The sequence below is a fragment of the Paenibacillus sp. OK076 genome (assembly GCF_900110055.1).
Lineage (GTDB): Bacteria > Bacillota > Bacilli > Paenibacillales > Paenibacillaceae > Paenibacillus.
The window spans coordinates 1-19174 of sequence record NZ_FOCH01000003.1; the positions used below are offsets into that span (position 1 = coordinate 1).

Genomic DNA, 19174 nt, shown 5'->3' on the forward strand with positions numbered 1-19174 from the left:
CATTTCCTCGGCGGTGATGTCTATTCTTCCGATATCTCGAGCAATGCCGTTATGATAAGGGTTGAAAAACAGTTCATATTCAATATCATTCTGCTGCACCTTCCCATAATGCACCAGCGCTTCCTTCAACTCTTGGTCAACCTGTTGATGAGCCCAATGCTCTCTCGTATAGCTGGGAATCTGATAATACATCTTGCTAATTTCTTTTTCCTGCTGATGCAGTTTCTTTACAAAATCAAGAAAGGAAGTAGCCGTGGTTAACTCTCGTGCAGCTGAGACAACTTTGCCGAATAACTGGCGCTTATATGCTTCCTCTTCCTCCAGCATACCTACAAAACCATCTTTTAAACGATTCAGAAGTTGTTGGGCCGAAGGCTTAAAGGACCCTGCAGTTGGGATGTTCCCAATCAAGCCTATGGCTGCTGCGCCAACAGCAACGGCCTGTGCCGCAACGGCTGGTGCACCTCCCAACATACCTAAGACGGGGATCATGCCCGCCATGGCGACCGCTGCACCAAACAGCGAGGCCTCCTTCATGTTAACCACGGAAGGCTTCATAGCAGCTGCTTCGGCTGCAGCTGCTGCTTGAGCTGCCTCATATTGTTCAAGCGGAATCAGGGGCGGCTCCGGCTCCGGCGGCAAATCGGCTACTACGACCGGTGCCTTATGACTACCTTCCTGTTGGAGCAGTCCAGCACGAACATCAGCTTGTCCATCCAGAATAAAGCTGCTCCCCCCGCCAAGGAGCCAAATTGCTTCAGGGGCGGTAGCTTTAATCTGACCTGCCTTAAGTGATAGACTGCCACCCTGAATCGAGATGTTACCTGCACTCTGCATCACTACACCCTGATCATTCAGTGTAATGACAAGTCCAGTTCCAGCCTGTATGGTCACCTCATCCGATGACATACCAATGGATGGTCCGTCAGGGTGGCCCCACATTTTGTGTTGCGTTCCACCGGAAACCGAACGCTTGCTTTCGGGTACTGCATGACGAATATAAGCCTTGGACTCGCGACTTCCAGGAATGTACAGTTCCACCGTGTCACCAATCTCTGGCATCAGGTAGAGTCCGCTGTGACCTTCGGCGACGTAAGATGTCGATAAAGGATATAGACAGGAAGATTCTGCTCTAATCGGACCATCTTCGATATACAGTTCCATCTGTACACGATCACCAATAATGCGGATTACTTCACCGTATAAGGAGAGGCCAATGATATCCAGAAGATCAGATCGTGGAACCCGAATATGATCTTCCAACATCATACGATATGTAGTCATGAGCAACCCGGATTCCAATCGGGATTCCGCTTGAGTTACCGTTAATTCTTTCCCGTCAGGCAGTTCGACTTTATCACCCAAAGCATAGGTTTCATAACACTCCATCGTATAGATGAGCGTCCCCTGTGTACCTTTGGGATCCTGCATCATATACCGATGCTGCTCATCCCCATGCCAATTCAGATGGCCCATTTCTTTCTTGACATGATATGGACGATCCAGAGGCCATTTCCACAACTTGCCCATGGGCAACCCGAAGAACAATTTCGGTGAAGCTGCGGTCACCTCAGGCACCAGTACGGTACCAAACCGGGAAGCCAAACGTCTCAGAAACATCCAGTCGGTTTCTCTATATTGTAAAACAAGTTCTCCCAATCGGGTATTCTCTGTGACATTATCAATTACATCCGAGTAGGTATACGCCTTCATCACGTATTTAACTAATTCGCCATAGGACATCGCCCTGTTCTGGAATGCTCGCTCGGATATTTCAATGTCCATCTGATATGTATTCGATATGGCCTCTAGCTCGAACCGGTATATGCCACCAACCAAATGTACAGTTAATGAAGTCATCACGCCATGAAACAGGCGCCTTACCGATTTCCCCATTTCATCTAGCTGTCTTAGTACAATCGGTTCCCCTTCAGCCTGAACATGAAGGATACCTGGTCCTTCTTCCTCCGGTATAACTCCGCTAATATATAACTTCGCATGCTCATTGATCTGGCGGGTAATTCGGACTTCTTCCAGCCACTGCACTTTATACGGCCAATATAAACGGAGTTGTTCGTACCCGATGCGTTCCTGTACCTTTTTCTTGGATTCGTTCATCTCAAAAATCCAGCTGCTGTCCGTCATCCTCGATGACGATATCTCCACCATACAGACACTTATGCGTACAGTGACCAAGTAGAGCAGCTTTCCCTTCCACCTTGGCATCTCCTTTGCCATGTAGCCAAGGCATAGTCAATACGGGTACACACGGTGCTTTCTTCACCCCATAGATATCCACCATCATACTGTTGGATACAGCCGGATTCTCCATATTGGAGCAATTTCCAAATGATCCAATATGGACTCCAGGTACATAATCTTCAATCGTCAACTGAGCCTTGCCTTTGATATAAACGCCATGACTAAATGGGATCTTCAATCGGGTACGCTGTGTACCACAACTGCAATGCAGAATCGCTCCGGCAACCACATAACTCTTGGAATCTCCTGTAGCAGGTTGAAGACTGATCTCACTCTCTTGATTACCTTGTGCCAATTCGCCTCTCTCCTCTCTATATTGTCTGTTCCTGCTCCAGACGGACCAGCTGAATACCGGAAAAATCCCGACGCAGCAGACTCTCTGCCAAAGCTAGATTAACGATGATGACAGATTCACGAGGTTCCTTTAATTGAAACAAAGGAAGTTCAGCCTTACCTCGACCCAGAACAATCTGTTTCAGACTCCCATCCAGATGACGTTCCGTTTGGGGAGAGAGCACATCCATTACCGTTGGATAAATAGCCCAATACGTCTCTTGGGACATACGTGCTTTATCCGTCAACACTGCTGCCCTGCGAATTAACCCGGGATGGTACAACGTAAATACTTCCAGCATTCGGTCCGATACCAGAGGTACAGGACGCTCCAAATAATCGGTGTAGTCTACATTAGGTCTGCTTTTGACTGAAAGGTTAATTGCGGTGTGATTACTACTCCCCTCCTGAAAAGAAGTATTCCACTCTCGCCGCTGTACCTCACCAACCGCTTCTGTCTCTACACGATTTGTCCATCTGGTATCCGGCATCAGCCTAAAGTATCGCATGGCGATTCCTCCTTCACCGACTCATCAAATATCGCATCTTCCAGATCTGCCCCATCCCATAACACGTTGGTTAGGTTTGCTCTACGAAATACAGCTCCACGGAGTCGCGCTCCCCTGAAATCTGCTCCGGTTAAGTTGGCATTCTCGAAGTTGATACCTGAGTACCCAGGACCCTGTATTCGTCCATCAGGATGCCCTTCTTCCCCAGAAATGCCCCTGAAGATAGCCCTCTCCAGTGAACATCCATTGAAGTCAGCACCGTATAGTAGACTGTCAGCAAAATTGGTATCTCTCATATCACAGTTATGCCAACGTGTGCCTACCAAGACACAACGTTCAAAATCTGTTGATTTTAATCTGATGTCACTAAACCCGCTATACCTGAAGTCTAGATCGCTACATATCATCTCTTCCATGTCCAGGTCGTGATAGTCCGCATACATCCCACCCAAACCATCACCCTCCTCAAGCTCCCTGCCGATGTCTTCCAGGGTTCGTTCTCGTTGGTCAAGACGATACACACATTCACTGGTATCCAAATACTCCCCTACACGAATCTCAAATTCGGGCTCCACCTGCATATCCGATATCAGTTGGGAATCTAAGAGCTGATGGAAACATTGACGAATAAAATAAACAACATAGCGGTGAACCAAAGTTACCTCTCGAAGTCGTATTCGATCCAGTTCAACCATCGAAATCATCCCCTGATAATCAGGAAGAGTCTTCTTCAAACGATTAAGCATCCGTTCCAAACAATCAAAGGCCCACTTGGCATCATATATTGCCTGTATAGGGTCTCTGTCGAGAAGCCATGAGATATCACTTGCTTCGGCAAGATAATGCATCGCTCCCGTGGCGACTTCTGTCCGCAACATTGAATATTGGATGTAAGCCACATTCCCTTTGGCACCGACCTGTTGACTGTGCCTTACTTTACTAGTTAATTCCTCGAAATATCCTAGGAACTCCATAGTCAACATTGGGGATTGGCTATTTAATGTATGTTGAAGGTCACCCATCAGCCTGATCCGTTCAGGCTCCACTTGATTCGTATAAAAGTGCAGTAGTGATTCCTTCCGGCTCACTGACTTTCCTCCTTCCTACCATTAATTAGATTTCACTTCTGTCCCGCTCATTTGAGCCTGGCCATCAAGTCTGATTTTCCCTCCACCGCCTTCAAGAAGAAGCTCTGATCCAGCTGATAATGTAATTTTCTTTCCTGCTTTTAACGAAATGCTCCCTCCTGCTGACATGCTTACCTGCTGACTACCTGCAATGTGGATACCTTCATTTCCACTAAGCCGAATATATACCTCACCTTCTTTGCCACTAATGATTACAGCGTCTGGAGTAAGGCGTATCTCTTTCCCATGAGGAGTGCGAAATATTTTATGATCCGGATTGTTCAGCTTGTTGGTGGCGGTCGACTTGTTATCCAGTCGTGGAGCCCCCGTAGCGTAAGCGTCTTCTTCATACATCGTTGGAAAATATACAGCTATTGGGTCACCAATTTCGGGCATGACATACCAGCCCGTCTCTCCCTCCGCAATATACGGGGATTGATACAACAGCCACAGCGCATCTTCCGTCCCTTGTTTATCATCACAATCAAGATGCACCTGAACCTGTCCACCATGAACACCGATAACACGCCCTAATAATGAACTTCCAGCAATCAGCGGATTGTAGTATGTCTTCTGTCGCAATCCTTTGTGAAGACTAAGCACATATTGATGCTTTAAAATACCTCCGGCGAGCTCCGTATATGCTTCCGTAACATACAGGCTTCTGCCGCGAAATGTAACATGGTGTCCCAGTTCCATGATTTGATCCGTCTCTACTTCGTACATGATGAAGTCACTTTCATTCACATTTACAGTCTCATTCTCCGTGAAATACATAAAAGGAGTCATATGTTTGCGGATCGTATATCGTGTGTTATCCAGATCAATCGAGTTACCATGCTCATATACGCCGAAATAAAATTTGGGACTGTCGAATTGAGACGCAGGCATCAGACTCGTATGAAATCGGGAAGCCAGTCTTCTGAGAAAGGCCCAGTCTGTTTCCTGATATTGCACGGCAACCTTGCCGATCTTGGCACCCCCGGTCCCCTCATCGATCACGTCCAATCCCGGATAATCCTGATCCAGCTCCTTTAACAATTCAGGGAGCGTCATCTGGATGTTCTGAAACGTACGCGTTCGCTTCTTAATATCCATCAGGTAAGTATGTGAGATCGCTTCAACCTGGAGCGTATATACGCCCCTCACAACCTGCACTTCTACAGATAAGGGAATGCCTTTGAATAGCGGACTTTTATTCCCATCCTCATCCTTTTGCCACACTTCAATCGCAGTACTCTGATCGGTAACATCCACATATCGATCCTTCCATTCCTCGGATACCATGCCTTTGAAAACAAGGCGGGTGTGCTCGTTCATCCTCTTGCGTATCGTCAATTCCTGCAGATGTACAAGCTCATAAGGTTCAATGATCAGATTTTCATACGTCAGACTCATGGGTTCAGCTCCTCTCTAATTCGGTTCAATAATGAGTGTATCCAGGAGTGCACCACCGGGTTCCAACCAGTTTTTCCTCTCATCGTCCGTACAGTTAAAGCCATAAACAAGGACTTTCTGATTCAAAATGGTGAACACCATATGGTTATAAATTTGATCATTCAATCCCTGAACAGCGAACTGACAGTATCCCGTGGAAACACCTGCATCCGTTACTCGAACGCCGTGTTTTTTCCATTCTCGTACAGGTTGGGTTGCACGAATTACATCAGCCATGGATTCCGTAAAGGAATTCAACTCTTCTGGAGTGAGACGATGATCCAGCGTCTTGAACGTAAAGTTGATCGTTCCCGAATCGTTGGTATAGATCCATTCAGGACGATGGGATGACGGATACTTTAACTGAGCCTCTCTCTCTGTTACCAAACGAAATAAGCGGGGAAGAGATACGGTAACCTTGCCTTCGTATAGCTCCGTTCTTCTCAGATGTATCGTTTCCTGTTCAAGGTGTATCATTGTTAATGGCTCGAATGGTTTAACTTCCCTTGATTCAGGAGACGCTTCAACATCTCTAGCCTCTGTTCCCTGATCAGGCTCGCTATTCAATGTTTTGCCATATAACATCGGGATGATTTTGCGATCCATATGTTCCATAAACGAATTCCATCCTCCCATTCTCTTGAAAATTTCAATCCACAATCATTCGATGTGGTCCACCTACCGGGTGTGAGCGCCCCGTCCCCCGGCCTGCATTCGCCAAGATGCGATCCAGATATCGATGAATCTGCGCATTATCGTATTTTCTGTACTCCAGCCCCAATCGACTGGCAATGTGATGCAAAATGACGCTACGCGCAACCGTTCCTTCATTGAGACACATCATGGCGAAGACCAGATCCTGGGGATCAGAGGTCCCCGTTCGAAGCAATCTCTCGGCATAATCCTTCATGACAACAGGGGATAAGGTGCTTGCTTCCTCGGCTGCATAAGGGGTATGAATGACATGCAGCGTGTTGAACTCCGTCGCCAAATCGGCAAAGGTCTGGTAGTCTCGGCGCAGCCGGGCCCCTTCCTTCAGCTTGAATCGAGCTAGTTCCAATTCACCCGATGCACATGTTGTCTCTTCATCCAACACCAGTTCCGAATGACTTGTAGTCATGTCACTCCCCGTTTCATCCGCTGCAAATCGAAGTTTGAGCACATTGACTCGGCCGGTAGCTTGATATACCAGTTCCATAGGCTCTGTCAGCATATAAAGCCTTCCTTTATGCAGCACCATTCCAGGGGAGACGACCAACTTGTCCGGGAACACTTCCACCTCTGCACCTGCAAGGATGCCGTCTGCATAACCACGATAATACAGCTCGATGTAGTCTCTGGGGAAATCACGTAGTCCCTCCAACATGGATGTTTTCAGAATTCTTCCCTTGTTAAAATGCGGATATGAATATGTGAACATGAGCACTGTCCCTCCCTTCTGCTCGTCGTCCTTACTTCATTCCGTCAAAGAAGTCCAGTTCCGACAAGTCCGTTTCAAACGGAAGCAGCTTCTGCGGCCCCAGATACAATCGTTCATTCCTGCGGGCAACCGGTAATACATGAAAACCCCAATGGCGGTCATCCGGAAAAACAAAAAACTTCGTCTCTCCATTCACGATGGAATCCGTATCATCCTGTGGAATCTTATCTCCGTACTGATCCCGGATATTTTCGTAGAGCACCTCTTTATAGAAATCCGGACGGTTGGCATATACAAATTTCTGTCTTAATTGACCATCGCTTCCACTCAAATATAACTCCACTTCTGCCGTCTCGAATGGACGAGAAATGCTGCCAGGAATGCCATTACTCCGGTCCAGACTGTTGATCAGCATTTTTTCATGTCCATTATGCGTGTAGGCACTTACGGTATACGGAATTACAGCGGCATCATGCGTGATGTCGGCTTGAACGCTTCCTGTTTTGCGTGCACTCAGATAACGGATTGCCCCTCGAAGGCAGGCAAGTTTGAGATCAGGCACACGCCCTTCCGCAGGTTTTTGCCGGAACTCAATGCTTCTGCCTGGAACAAACTCTTTCAGCGCTTCCCGAAATACATCAATGCGGCAGGACTGACCTGTCAACTTGATAATTGAGTACTGGCTCATCCGCCCCTGCCGATAGAAATCATCCAAAAACTTACGGACCACCTCATAGATATCAGCTTTAATCAGCTGGGTAATTTCCTTGATATTGAACACCACATCGGGAAACTCATACTCATCCTTCAGCTCACCATTCCGTTCTACCGAGAGGAACCAACGCTCCATGGTGGTGATCTGCAAATCACTATCCCCGTCGCCCTCCATCTCCGAGTGGAATCGGTTTCGTAGGATGCCGGTTTTGCGGAAAAATTGCTGCTTCATCTCTTCTGCGATTTCCCACAGAAAGTAGAAGTTGCCTCTTACCCGCAAATACTCATCCCGTGAACGATTCTCTCTACGCGCAAACGCAGTAGGGATGATGTGTTCTGCCTCCTCATATCGCTGCTCCAGCTTCTGATAAACGGACTTCACACCCTCTTCGTCCACCTGACGGAACACATCCGCACCGGGTGCCTCGATCAGGCTATCAATATCCGTCACCTGACGACGTCCGCTGTAGTAGTCGGCAAACACGATTTTCATGAATTGCATGATACGGTAGGTAATATTGTGACCTCCGAAGTTGGTATCCCCATTTTCGTAAGTGGTATGGATGTCCAGTTTATACGCCATATGACCGTCCTCGATCGTAAACGCACAGGATGACAAATCCGTCGTTCCACCGCCACAATCAATCACGAGTGCATGATACGTCTGCCCTTCCATAAAAGCACCGCGTTCCATCCCGTCTGCAAGGGTGTTATAGAGCACAGCCATTCCTTCATCCAGCGCATACGTCTGCTCAATCCGATAATCGGGAAGCATCTCTCCAAACATCTGCAAAAACTGTGTTTTCATCTTCACGGGACTGGTAAAATGCACATGGCGAAATTTGCACTTGAACTGATGTTCTGCCGTTCGGATGATGTAATTCATGTACGCACGCAGCAGATCCATACGAGAAACCATAGCTGCATTCCCATGAACATCGACGATTTCTTCCATTTTGTTGTAATTGTTTACCCAACGCTTCATGCTGCGGAAGACACTCGCCCGGCTGCTGTATCCTCCCCGACGCATGCTTCGCAGCGCTTCATAGCCGAACTCGTAACGAATGTTCGCTGGATCCGAGCACTCAGCCACACCGATGGCCGTAGGCAGGACTTCAATCCAGTCCGTATCTTTGTATGAAGGATCGGGAAAAGAAACGTAGTTGATGGCATCCATACGCACTCGTCCATTCAGCAAATCCTGGCTGCTCGGAGCCTGAATATAACCGTTATGCAAATAGGCGCCTGCCGTCGTATTGGAGGTGCCAAAATCAATCGCAAGCACTGCTTCTGTCGGTTCAAGTTCCCGGATGTCCAGATCGGCCAGTGGGATTTGAGTATATTGAATATGAACCGGTGGAAGCGGTCCGCTGGCATAATAGGTCTGATATAAATATTCCGAGTCGCGTTTACGGAAAAAGAGAAGACTGTACTGTCTGTTTCCCGATCTCTTCCAGGTCGACCCACTTCCTGCTGTCAAATAAAAGGTTCCCGTTACGGATTCGTCCTTAACCAGGTTGAAGATACCACACAGCTCCATGCTCTCATTGACTAAAAGTACGTTGGATTCGGTTAATCCACCCGGTGCGGTGACCACATAACGATCCAGCTTGTCCACGTTCAATCCTTCGTATAGAATCAGTCGCGCAGGCACACTAATGCCTCCATCACTGCTCATGGGAGCCGTCATATGACGAGAAATGGCCTTCTGTATACGCTCGAATCCGCCTTCAACAGACTGATCAATCCACAATACATCGTCCGCTCCCAAAAATTTTAAAATAATCCGAATTAGTTCTTCCCGCTCCGTCCGAGGCCCCAATCCCTCAATCAACCGTTCCTTGTAACAGATGTTCCGTAATTGAAATGTGGTCATGTCCATCAATTCTTCGCGCGTATAACGCATGGTCCCTCTGGAACGTTCCCTGCTGGTGGCGTCAGGATACAATCGGTATGAATAGCCGTTCATCTATACTTCCTCCTTACAACTGCTGGTGCTGCTTAATATAGGGCAATCCCGTCCTGTATCATCGTATAGTCCACATCCAGAATGCCAAAATGATGCCCCCAGTATATTTCTGTGTCAAAACGAACCGGCAGGAAGAGTTCAAGAATCAATTCCAACTTTTCCTTTGCTTCCGTCCGTTCTGCCTGACCAATATATAAGAGCAATTCATCCTTCTCCTCACAATTGGCATAAATGGTTGAACGTGGGAACATCCGGACAAGGGTATCCCTCAGCAGATGAACGGCCTCTCCCGTATCGTACAGACGGAGCATATTGCAGGCGATCACTTCCTGTTCCTCCCGTCCGAACAACTCCAGTCGCCGCCGTATCCGCTTTCCGTATACACCCGAATGCATATCATTCAAAATGAAGCGAATGTAATACTCCCTTTTATTCATCCCCTGCATCAAATCCATATCCGCCAGAAAATGAATGACCAAATCAAAGAGCGTCTCCCGCAATTCCACCTGCTCTTCGTTATTGATATCAAACAAATCCCTGAAAATATCAAAAAAACGATAATACGGATTGACTTCAATCGTACGCTCCACGTCTGAAGCATTCAGGTTCGTATGACTTAATTCCATGTATGGCGAATATACACGTGCAGGAACAAAAGTTACGTCTCTCAGATCAGTTCCATTACGCTTGGCGCGAATAATCAGATCCCATATATAATTCATATTGAGTTCACATCCATTCCCCTTCGCAGCGATATTCAGGGAAAGCCAACTGGATCTCGGATACCAGAAAGCTCAGCAAATCATCCAGAAAAATAGCCTGTCCTGGCTGAATTCCGTGTTTGCTGAACCTTAAAATCATTCGATGTTTATCTGCCTCAACACGGACATGATCGCTAACAAATCCATTAAGCGGGTACGTGATCCCCAAGGTGGGCCCAGGTGCAACCACTTTCACATCTTCCAGTTCCAATCCCTCTGCTGCCTGGAAAGCATGAATCATGCGGGCAATCTCCCCTTTGGATCGCACAGAGCGTCCTTCCTGACGCGCATATTTACCGGCAAACCCTTCCCGTTTGTTGTTGGAAAACAGCGGAAAGTCCATTCTACCGATTCGGGTTGCAACGGGCCCGGCTATTTTCAGTACCGTCCATGAATCGGATTTCTCCAGCGGAGATACGATGGTGATATCTTCTTCCGATCTTTTGATATATCGAATATGCGATTCGTCTCCATCCACTAAATATCCGTGCTCAGTCCCTGTTTTGCGGAGCGGTAACACATGTTCATAATTGATGCGGTCCGAAGCCGGGACAGGGAATCCACCTGTTTTCATATCAAGCTTCTGAATATTCCAAAGGGGGATCATGTTCGTTCTTTTATATGACTCAAACTCCTCCAGATGGATTGAAAGTTCTTTGACCACATGCTGTTTGTCCCATGCATCTCCATCGTCCGAACCCACTAGAACACAATCAACGAATTTGAACACATAGGGAGCATTAATCGATTTCCATGGTAGGCTGTTTTTACGAAAGACCCGGTACAGTTCTTCAATTTTGGAGATATACGCTGTACTTGATTTCAACCGAACCGTTATGGCATGTCTGCCTTCACTCGTTACAATCTCCCCGTGGAATGTCCGATTACTTTTCAGCAGGGATTGGAGCTCCTGTTGCCCACATTCCATGTAGAACGTGAACAATTTCATCTCTTCCTTACGTGCCAGCGCTTCTGAAGCCTCGCTCAAATAAACAGTCTGTGGTGCAGCATCCTCCGGCAGCATCGGATACAGAAATTCATGAATGGGGTCCAAATCTTCCCGCGGACATAATGTGACATATACATCGTGGCGTTCCTCCAGCGGTACCACCTCGTCAAACACCCGTTGCTCGATCTGCTTGTTTAGCGTCTCCTGATACTCGACCAGATTAAGAAAAACGCCTGTCATGAGATCTTTGAGTATGCGACGTTGTTCCAGATCCTCCATCTTGTTTAGACGGTCACGAATAATATCTTTCATCACGAATCTCCTCCTTCCGTTGCTTCCTGTTCATTCGCTTCAGTCTCGGTGGTGTCGGTGCTTCCGTCAGCCTTCGAGGTGGATTTTTTGCTCGTATTGCTTGTCGTTTTCCCTGAAGAAGAACCGGAGCCAGAAGCATCCGCAGTCCCACTTCCGGCCGAAGAGGAAATACCCGTGGAAGAAGTGCTTCCCACTGAATTGCCTACGCTCATTCCTCCCGCATCCCCGGTCCAATCCGAGTTCAAACCAGACGTATCTGTTGTTCCTAACCCTGCCGCATCCTGAGTAAGATCAACTGCCGGTACAGGGGGATTCAATTTCTCATCCAGTTTGTTAATCTTTCGCTCCATGGCCAGCACGCGTTCCAACATATCGATCTCCTGGTAAATTTCCTGCGCTGAAGCGTAGGCATCCATCGCTCCACTGTAGTCTCCGGCTTCATTGAAGCGGTCACCCTTCTGTTCCAGCGTATCAGCCTGAAGCTGACGGGCTTGCCGCTTGATATCCGCCCGTTTGGTTTCGGCCGTCTCCAATTTGGTGACAACTTCCTTCAGTGCTTCCTTGTATGCGGTTTCCGTGGCAGCCGTTCTGGCCCTTTTATACAAAATGATCGCTCCACTGTAGTCTCCGTTCTGGAGTTTCAGATCCCCCTCGGTGATCCAGTCTTGTACTTGCTGGAAGGTGGTCATCTGTTCCAAACGTTCCTGAATGGCTTCCCGGTTGAACATACTGTAAGACTCAGACAATTCCAGTGCTTTGGTGTAACTCGCGGTTGCCTTGGGAATATCGCCTTCTTTCAAATGAGCTTCGCCGTCAACCAATGTCTGAGCCGCAGTCATCTTCGAAGTCAGCAACTTTTTGTGCACAGGGTCCTTTATTTTGATCGAATTGTTGCGAGCAAGGCTGTAATCCGAGACGGCCTTGGCATACTCCTGTTCCTTCACGTACTGGTCAGCGTTCTGTTCGTATTGCAGCATATCTACTACCAGTTCGGCTTTTTTGGCTGCACTTTTCACCGCGTAGAAGATGCCGGCTCCACCAAAAATCAGGAGCATAACCAGCATGATAGCAATCCGCTTAATCCATTTCTTACGGTTCTTGGGCTCTTCATGAAAAATCTTGTTCACATAAATGGCTGCCGCACTATAATTTTCAATTCGCGAACGTTGCTTGCTAAGCATCACTTCTTCAAGCGTATCCGCCAGCGCTTGCGGGTCATTGGCACCTTCCACCGCATCAATCATCTCGGCATCCTGTACGCCTTCCCATAATCCAGGAGTGCATAGAACAAGCACATCGCCATCGGCAAGCTTGATCTTATCGGATACATACGGTTTGATCATGCCAGGTTTGCCCGCGTATTCATTCAGATTGCCGCGTTCATCATGCTGATCCACACGATCCTCTGCAATCTGGCCTTCCGCTGCCAGTTGGGCGGCTACACTGTGATCCTTGCTTTTTAATGCAAGCCTATTTCCCCGGAAATGATACAAGCGGCTATGTCCGGCAGATGCCCACACCATGCGTGTATAATCCGTCACAACAATGACGAATCCCGCTTTGAGCCTGACTCGGCGGCTTTCATACTGCAACCATTCATGTGCAATCTTGATATATTCCGTCAATCTGCGTTTGGACATGGTTGGCTTTTCCAAAAAGGATTCCAGAATGGTCTGTACTGTGATCTGTGCACTATTCACTTCCGTATCGGTGTCCAGACCATCTGCAATGACATAACAAGCCCAGTCTTCCAGTTCAACGCAGCCGTAGAAATCCCGATTTTTCAGGAAAGACCCCGCCTCTGAGACAAAAGCCGTCTTGAATTCACTGTTCTCCTTCCTCATCCGTCTCCCCATTTCCCGTCCCTGTGCGCTGCCCGATCCGTTACCATCCTTGCTCCAAAATGATAATCGTGGCATTATCCTGATGCACGAGCTGTTTTTCTTCAATCAAATCAATGATGGCCTGGGCTGCATCAAATGGCGGAATATCTTGCGCCAGAATGGTCTCCAGTTCCATCTCCGTGAGGGAGTTGTATACCCCGTCACTGCATAACACAATCTTGTCCGCCGGCTGCAGTGCAAACGGCTCGTCCGCGATTTCCATTTGTTTAAAATGGTCGTACCCCAAATAGTTGACCAGCCTTTTGCGCTGCGGATTGTCAAGTGCCTCCTGCTCCGAGATCTCTCCAGACATATACTGTTCTTCAAGTTGGCTTTCCAGTGTGTGCTTGTGATTGATGGCAAGCAGCTCTCCATTGCGAAACACGGCCAATATGCTGTCTCCTACCGCACCCCAATACAGATCCCTGCCCTTGATCATGGCAGACACCAATGTTGTCCCTCCGGGAACGCCCAGCAAATTCCGAAGGATGGCCTGATTTGCCGCATGGGAAGAAGCATCCCAGAACTCTTCCGGATCAGGAAACCGCTCCAACTCTTCAAACTCCCGGATAAATGTTTCCACGGCAGTCGTACTCGCCACTTTTCCACCGGACAATCCACTGATCCCATCGGCAAGTACAGCAAGTACACCATGCGACTGCACGGCACAGGCAAAATAATCGTCCTGTTCATTGCGAGCACCAATGGTCTGTCCATTGCCAATCTGAACTCCAACCGGTCTATCGTCACGCTGCCTTACCGGAATCCGGCTTCGTGCGAATAACAGCAACCAAATCAACAAACAGCCACCCGCAAGAACCCAGTAGGGCGTTAGCTCCTTGTCGTTCCACAAAATCATGAAGGTGTTCACTGTTGCTCCCATTCAAAGTGCACACCGCACAATGGAATGAAAATGAATTTGCTGCGTCCCAATTGAATAACATCGTAGGCAGCCAGTTCCACCGGAGAATAGACTGCTTCATTATTGTGATATGCGAGGCCAGAAGCATCGCCGGGCAGCAAATAGAAATTCCGCTTTTTGGGATCGTACACAATCACCGCGTGATTACGTCGAGAAATGGTGTTATCCCCGAGGATGCGAACATGCATCTCTTCTGAACGTCCAATAAAGTTCTTTTCAGCCATTATTCGATAATCCTGGCCCATCTGCGGACCCTCGATGCACACCATCCATCCCGTTACCGGTTCGATTCCTGTCGTTTCGCCCAGGTATGGCATCGTTCTGTCATCCTCTGCCGTACGAGGTGCGCGCGGGACTGCACCCGCTGCCTCACCATTACTGGTAGCTGGCGATTCAACGGCCAGATTGCAATATGGACACGTATTGCCGTGCCGTCTCGTGCTGAACATATGTCCGTTTCCACATCTAGTCAGACTCATTTCGTTTCATTCCCCCGTAAGCTTGTATGATGTACGCCAACGTTATTTCACCAAAATGCGGGTATTGGCAATATAAATTAAGTCCCCTGCCTCAATCAGGCTGGGTTCTTCGATTTCCAATTTGGATGCTCTGCTTTGATTTCCTTTACGTACACCTACCCCACTGGCGGAGTCGATATCCTCGATAAACCATTGACCCGAGGCTTTGTTTAATACGGCATGTTGCGAGCTAATGAGAGACGCATAGGGCGTATCGGACAGATCAATGTCAGCCTCGCTGTTCTTCGAACTTTTCCCGATCAAAACACTCGTTTCGCCCTGAATATACCATTCCTTCACACTTGTACCGTCGTCGTCCAGAAGGACAAGCTTCACGACACGCGAAGACAATTTCTTCTTTTCCTTCTTGGTGGCTGGCATGTATTTAAAATACAGGTATGCTCCTCCAGAGAGGACCACGATAATTCCAGTTACCCACTGGGCACTCATATCCCGGTTGATGATAAATATGTAATACAGCACGGCTAACGAAATCACGGCGACGCAAGCGTCAAGCCCCATCGTCAATACCGACCTTCCTCGTTTCACTTCCATAACCTCCGCCTGAACCGGCATGATCCATAACGAGCTACCGGTCTACTTTTTTCGAACTCCGAAATATCGGTCAAACATGGCGGACATATCCATTCCTTTATTGGGACCGGCTTTGCCACCGTTTGGACTTTCCTTGCCTTTGGGGTGATAGCCAAAAAATTGTTCGAACTGTTCCTGCATCCGCGACGGATCCGACCATACCTTCTCGGCATTTGCACTCCCAGACTTCGCATTGCCTTTACTGGATCTGGCAGTATTGAATGCTGATCCCTTCGCTTGACCTGTATTACGTCCAGTGCGAAGCTGCTGATCATAAGCTGCTCTAAGCTCGGAATTTCCGAGTGTACTGTATGCCTCATGTACTTGCTTGAAACGTGCTTCTGCCTGTACATCTCCCCCATTAACATCCGGGTGAAATTTCTTCGCCAATTGACGATAAGCCTTCTTGATCTGCTCCGAAGAAGCTTCATGTTCCACACCAAGCACGGCATAATAATCTTTCATGGTATTCTTTCCTGCCTCCCTGCCGTATTCGGGCGTAAATAAAGATTAAGGGGCACCAGGGCCCCTTAACATGACAGCGTTGTTCCGGACCAGAACGAACTGGCCCAAGACAACAGTTGTTCCCTTTTATACAGGGAAGCCGCCCTCAATTTTAGTGAATTCAGTTTTGTCTTTTTTCTGTTTGATGAACAGGCTGAATTCACCTACGCCTTCGGTATCACCGAAACGCTCTGTGTAATCCACAACGAATGCGTTAGGCAAGTAAATTTTGCGTACCACTTGATCCGCTGCAACCACTTCCAGGGTTACTTTGCGGTAGCAATCCGCTTTTTCAGCAGGCACGAGGGACCACAAAGCAAGTTTCATCGTGTCATCTGCATTGTCACCGTCGGTTGCAGTGATAATTTTGCCGCTGATGCGAAGTGTTGCGCCTACATCTGTGGATCTAGCGTTAGAATCATCTGGTGTATCCGTGTCATACACAACTGTACGGATATTATCCATTCCCAATTCGATTGTTTCTGCGCCTTCTACTTTCAATACAAAACCCATTAATAAAAACCTCCTTAAGATTAGGAAAAAATGTGCCCGGTATGCTCCCCATCTCGGGAGAGGTACCGGAATATATGTATAAAGGCAAGACGATGAAGTCTGCCTCTAACACCAAAATAAATGTCTATAATACGTTGTTTGATGAATCATATTTAATAATCAGACTTGTTCAAATGGTATTCTTACACTTTCATCGCACTGGTGCCTTTGGTAATCATGACCTCCAGGTTCTTCACGTTGCCGTTAAATACCAGGTCAATATGGCACATATTGCTCTTTTCATCGATGATAAAGCTCATGTCGTCGCCTTCCTGAATGATCGAATTGATCGACCCTCGAGTTCCCAGCCACCGGCTCTTCTGACTGCTCGGATTGTTGCTGAAGAATTTGACGATATTTTCATGCTTGAAATCACCGGTTTGGAAACGGAGCAAACGCTCAATGTAAGTACTTACAAGTGTTTTGTACAAGGAATCGAAACCATCTTCGGACATCGCCATGCTTCTCGCTTTATAGACCGTGATCCGTTTGATGTCGCTATCCTGGATTTGGGCATTTTCCGATGAGAAAATAAATCCAAAGTTTTTTCGGTTAATCAAATCCTTGATGGTATTTGTAAATCCGGAAATTTCTTTGGTCATCGTTGTTACAACACGCAAGCTGTTGTCCCCTGCCTCAATGTCAAAACGCACACCTGGATAATCACGGTTGACGTTCTTGAAAGCCCCTTTCAGGTATTCCGGACACTGATATGCAGCAACAATCCCTGCAGATACATAGGACGCTCCAACATACACGCCTTCAATCCACAGTTTCAGAATGTCTTCCTTTTCCTTGGAAAGTTCCACACCATTCTCTGTCTGAAGCATGCGACTGTCGATAACAACTCCCGACTTCTCCTTGGGAATAATCGTGAAGTTTGGAGCACTCGGAATGGCAAATTCGCTGTATTCCTTACGGGTCAACACTGAACATTTATCGATATACTTATCAATACCTGCGGTAGCCATGCTGCTGAAGGTGGTTTCTTCCCCGGATTCAAAGCTGAAGAACACCTGCACCTTGTAATCCTTAACGACTTGCAAGAGCATTGCCAGAGATTCCATGCTGTTTCCGTCTTGTTTAACCACTTTCTCGTTACCACGGAAACGGGTACGGCTGACTTTAACTTGGCCTGTATTTTCCAATTCTACGGAAGGAACGATACCAAACCAGATGGTGTCGGTAAAATCATTCTTCGCGTTGACAGTGTTGAGATATGTCTCAAGCCGCGGAATATTACTGCTCTTGACGAGCATATCCAGTTTGGCATTTGAGATCAGCATGGAAGGAAGCATGCCTTTATTCTTAATCGCATATTGGTCAAAGAACATTTTGACACCCAATATTTTCTCAACCAACGGTTTTACCGTTTTCACAAAATCATCCTTGGCGTTTTTGTAAAACTCCAGGTATGTATTGTAATTCTGCACTTCAACAGCAGTATCCACTTCAGACTGTACCGCAGGAAGCGGGCAGAATGTGCGGACCACCAGATCCTGTACATACGGCGAAGGTGTCTCGGAAAGTGAATCGTAATCTTCGGCAAATACTTGCGTCAAATCAGTGCTTGTTGCTTCATCAAGAAGCATCAGCTCGTTGTTATCACTCTTCGGAGCTTCGATAATTTTCAATTCTCCGCTCTCACCAATCGTAAGTTGCCCTACCTGAATCGCTTCTGAAGAAGTTTCTTCTTGTGCACGGCCCAGCAACAAACGGGTCTTAATATCTTCAATGGCGAGTGGAAGCATGGCCATGACATTGTTATAGTTCCGGCTTGCATCTTCAAACATGACGTTCAGCTTATCTCCGATATCCAGCTTCTTCGGATCGCCGTCATCCAGCTTCTCATGCTGACCATACATGTAATGGATTTCCTTCCGTACCTGACGAATGTCATCCATAACTTTTTTCGGTGAGATCATATCGAGCAGATTTTCAAACTTGAAATCAACGTTCGTAATACCTTGACTGCGCTTGGTATCAATCAGGGTGAACAGCATTCTCAGAAAGTCGTTACTATGGTCGATCTTGATCTCCGAAATCGCTTCGTCCGGGATACCTTCCGGCTTTTTAAGCGTATACATGACTTTCTGGTTTACCGCATTGAAAAAGGAGTACACGCTAGGTGAGAACTTGTCCAGGAACTCATCGAAGCTGCGAACAAGCAAATGTTCGTTAATCTCCTTGATCTTATCGTCACTCAGACTGTCGATGCCCTTCACATCACCAACAATGGTGATCAAGTCCAACTTCTCGGGATTGATTTCTTCAAAAAGCATCGTTCGGTTCGTTTGATTAATAATGTCCATTCAGGCAACATCCGCCAAGATGATGATTCATTCGGGCGAATGCTTCCCCCCCTCCATCAATTTTTGACACTCCGCACGTCTCTATCAGCCTTCGGT

17 protein-coding genes are annotated in these 19174 nt (G+C 47.4%); all 17 read right to left on the minus strand.

Going from position 1 to position 19174, the window contains the following annotated elements; genetic code table 11:
* Positions 1 to 2145 (minus strand): contractile injection system protein, VgrG/Pvc8 family (locus tag BMY78_RS22560; protein WP_090903651.1); only part of this gene is annotated, 2145 nt, incomplete at its 3' end.
* Positions 2120 to 2557 (minus strand): DUF4280 domain-containing protein, encoded by a 438-nt coding sequence (locus tag BMY78_RS22565; protein ID WP_133385614.1) that lies wholly within the window; start codon positions 2555 to 2557, stop codon positions 2120 to 2122. The genes BMY78_RS22565 and BMY78_RS22560, both read right to left, overlap by 26 nt.
* A gap of 16 nt (positions 2558 to 2573) precedes the next feature.
* Positions 2574 to 3104, minus strand: a complete 531-nt coding sequence (locus tag BMY78_RS22570; protein ID WP_090903652.1) for a hypothetical protein — start codon at positions 3102 to 3104, stop codon at positions 2574 to 2576.
* The gene (locus BMY78_RS22575; RefSeq protein WP_090903653.1) at positions 3086 to 4192 is read right to left on the minus strand and encodes a pentapeptide repeat-containing protein; all 1107 of its coding nucleotides are present in this window, start codon (positions 4190 to 4192) and stop codon (positions 3086 to 3088) included. Before BMY78_RS22575 ends, BMY78_RS22570 begins: the two co-directional genes overlap by 19 nt.
* Before the next feature lie 21 nt (positions 4193 to 4213).
* The gene (locus BMY78_RS22580) at positions 4214 to 5629 is read right to left on the minus strand and encodes a hypothetical protein (protein WP_090903654.1); all 1416 of its coding nucleotides are present in this window, start codon (positions 5627 to 5629) and stop codon (positions 4214 to 4216) included.
* Between the two features lie 15 nt (positions 5630 to 5644).
* Positions 5645 to 6283, minus strand: coding sequence for a hypothetical protein (locus BMY78_RS22585; RefSeq protein ID WP_090903655.1), 639 nt, complete (start codon positions 6281 to 6283; stop codon positions 5645 to 5647).
* A gap of 34 nt (positions 6284 to 6317) precedes the next feature.
* Positions 6318 to 7088 carry a DNA and RNA helicase gene (locus BMY78_RS22590; protein WP_090903656.1) on the minus strand — a complete coding sequence of 257 codons (771 nt, stop codon included), beginning with the start codon at positions 7086 to 7088 and terminating at the stop codon, positions 6318 to 6320.
* 31 nt (positions 7089 to 7119) lie between these two features.
* Positions 7120 to 9771 carry an Hsp70 family protein gene (locus tag BMY78_RS22595; RefSeq protein ID WP_090903657.1) on the minus strand — a complete coding sequence of 884 codons (2652 nt, stop codon included), beginning with the start codon at positions 9769 to 9771 and terminating at the stop codon, positions 7120 to 7122.
* Between the two features lie 32 nt (positions 9772 to 9803).
* Positions 9804 to 10493, minus strand: a complete 690-nt coding sequence (locus BMY78_RS22600) for an iron-dependent peroxidase (RefSeq protein ID WP_090903658.1) — start codon at positions 10491 to 10493, stop codon at positions 9804 to 9806.
* A 7-nt stretch (positions 10494 to 10500) separates the two neighbouring features.
* Complete coding sequence (locus tag BMY78_RS22605; protein ID WP_090903659.1) at positions 10501 to 11793, minus strand: normocyte-binding protein; 1293 nt, start codon at positions 11791 to 11793, stop codon at positions 10501 to 10503.
* On the minus strand, positions 11793 to 13712 hold the full coding sequence (locus BMY78_RS22610) for a SpoIIE family protein phosphatase (protein WP_256222308.1): 1920 nt from the start codon (positions 13710 to 13712) through the stop codon (positions 11793 to 11795). Before BMY78_RS22610 ends, BMY78_RS22605 begins: the two co-directional genes overlap by 1 nt.
* Positions 13678 to 14559, minus strand: coding sequence for a PP2C family protein-serine/threonine phosphatase (locus BMY78_RS22615; RefSeq protein WP_244192764.1), 882 nt, complete (start codon positions 14557 to 14559; stop codon positions 13678 to 13680). Before BMY78_RS22615 ends, BMY78_RS22610 begins: the two co-directional genes overlap by 35 nt.
* On the minus strand, positions 14544 to 15077 hold the full coding sequence (locus tag BMY78_RS22620) for an FHA domain-containing protein (protein ID WP_072734549.1): 534 nt from the start codon (positions 15075 to 15077) through the stop codon (positions 14544 to 14546). Before BMY78_RS22620 ends, BMY78_RS22615 begins: the two co-directional genes overlap by 16 nt.
* A gap of 42 nt (positions 15078 to 15119) precedes the next feature.
* Positions 15120 to 15671 carry an FHA domain-containing protein gene (locus tag BMY78_RS22625; RefSeq protein WP_090903985.1) on the minus strand — a complete coding sequence of 184 codons (552 nt, stop codon included), beginning with the start codon at positions 15669 to 15671 and terminating at the stop codon, positions 15120 to 15122.
* Positions 15672 to 15713: 42 nt separating this feature from the next.
* Positions 15714 to 16175, minus strand: coding sequence for a J domain-containing protein (locus BMY78_RS22630; protein WP_090903661.1), 462 nt, complete (start codon positions 16173 to 16175; stop codon positions 15714 to 15716).
* 126 nt (positions 16176 to 16301) lie between these two features.
* Entirely contained in the window at positions 16302 to 16727 is a 426-nt protein-coding gene (locus BMY78_RS22635) for a hypothetical protein (protein ID WP_053781361.1), read from the minus strand.
* A 182-nt stretch (positions 16728 to 16909) separates the two neighbouring features.
* Positions 16910 to 19078: a transcriptional regulator gene (locus BMY78_RS22640; RefSeq protein ID WP_090903662.1), complete on the minus strand. Its 2169-nt coding sequence runs from the start codon at positions 19076 to 19078 to the stop codon at positions 16910 to 16912.
* Positions 19079 to 19174 lie beyond the last annotated feature (96 nt).

Bases quoted from the DNA above. Each gene is read 5' to 3' on its own strand.
- BMY78_RS22570 (WP_090903652.1), bottom strand. From the start codon at position 3,104: ATGCGATACTTTAGGCTGATGCCGGATACCAGATGGACAAATCGTGTA.
- BMY78_RS22580 (WP_090903654.1), bottom strand. From the start codon at position 5,629: ATGAGTCTGACGTATGAAAATCTGATCATTGAACCTTATGAGCTTGTA.
- BMY78_RS22585 (WP_090903655.1), bottom strand. From the start codon at position 6,283: ATGGAACATATGGATCGCAAAATCATCCCGATGTTATATGGCAAAACA.
- BMY78_RS22590 (WP_090903656.1), bottom strand. From the start codon at position 7,088: ATGTTCACATATTCATATCCGCATTTTAACAAGGGAAGAATTCTGAAA.
- BMY78_RS22595 (WP_090903657.1), bottom strand. From the start codon at position 9,771: ATGAACGGCTATTCATACCGATTGTATCCTGACGCCACCAGCAGGGAA.
- BMY78_RS22600 (WP_090903658.1), bottom strand. From the start codon at position 10,493: ATGAATTATATATGGGATCTGATTATTCGCGCCAAGCGTAATGGAACT.
- BMY78_RS22605 (WP_090903659.1), bottom strand. From the start codon at position 11,793: ATGAAAGATATTATTCGTGACCGTCTAAACAAGATGGAGGATCTGGAA.
- BMY78_RS22610 (WP_256222308.1), bottom strand. From the start codon at position 13,712: ATGCCACGATTATCATTTTGGAGCAAGGATGGTAACGGATCGGGCAGC.
- BMY78_RS22615 (WP_244192764.1), bottom strand. From the start codon at position 14,559: ATGGGAGCAACAGTGAACACCTTCATGATTTTGTGGAACGACAAGGAG.
- BMY78_RS22620 (WP_072734549.1), bottom strand. From the start codon at position 15,077: ATGAGTCTGACTAGATGTGGAAACGGACATATGTTCAGCACGAGACGG.
- BMY78_RS22625 (WP_090903985.1), bottom strand. From the start codon at position 15,671: ATGGAAGTGAAACGAGGAAGGTCGGTATTGACGATGGGGCTTGACGCT.
- BMY78_RS22630 (WP_090903661.1), bottom strand. From the start codon at position 16,175: ATGAAAGATTATTATGCCGTGCTTGGTGTGGAACATGAAGCTTCTTCG.
- BMY78_RS22635 (WP_053781361.1), bottom strand. From the start codon at position 16,727: ATGGGTTTTGTATTGAAAGTAGAAGGCGCAGAAACAATCGAATTGGGA.
- BMY78_RS22640 (WP_090903662.1), bottom strand. From the start codon at position 19,078: ATGGACATTATTAATCAAACGAACCGAACGATGCTTTTTGAAGAAATC.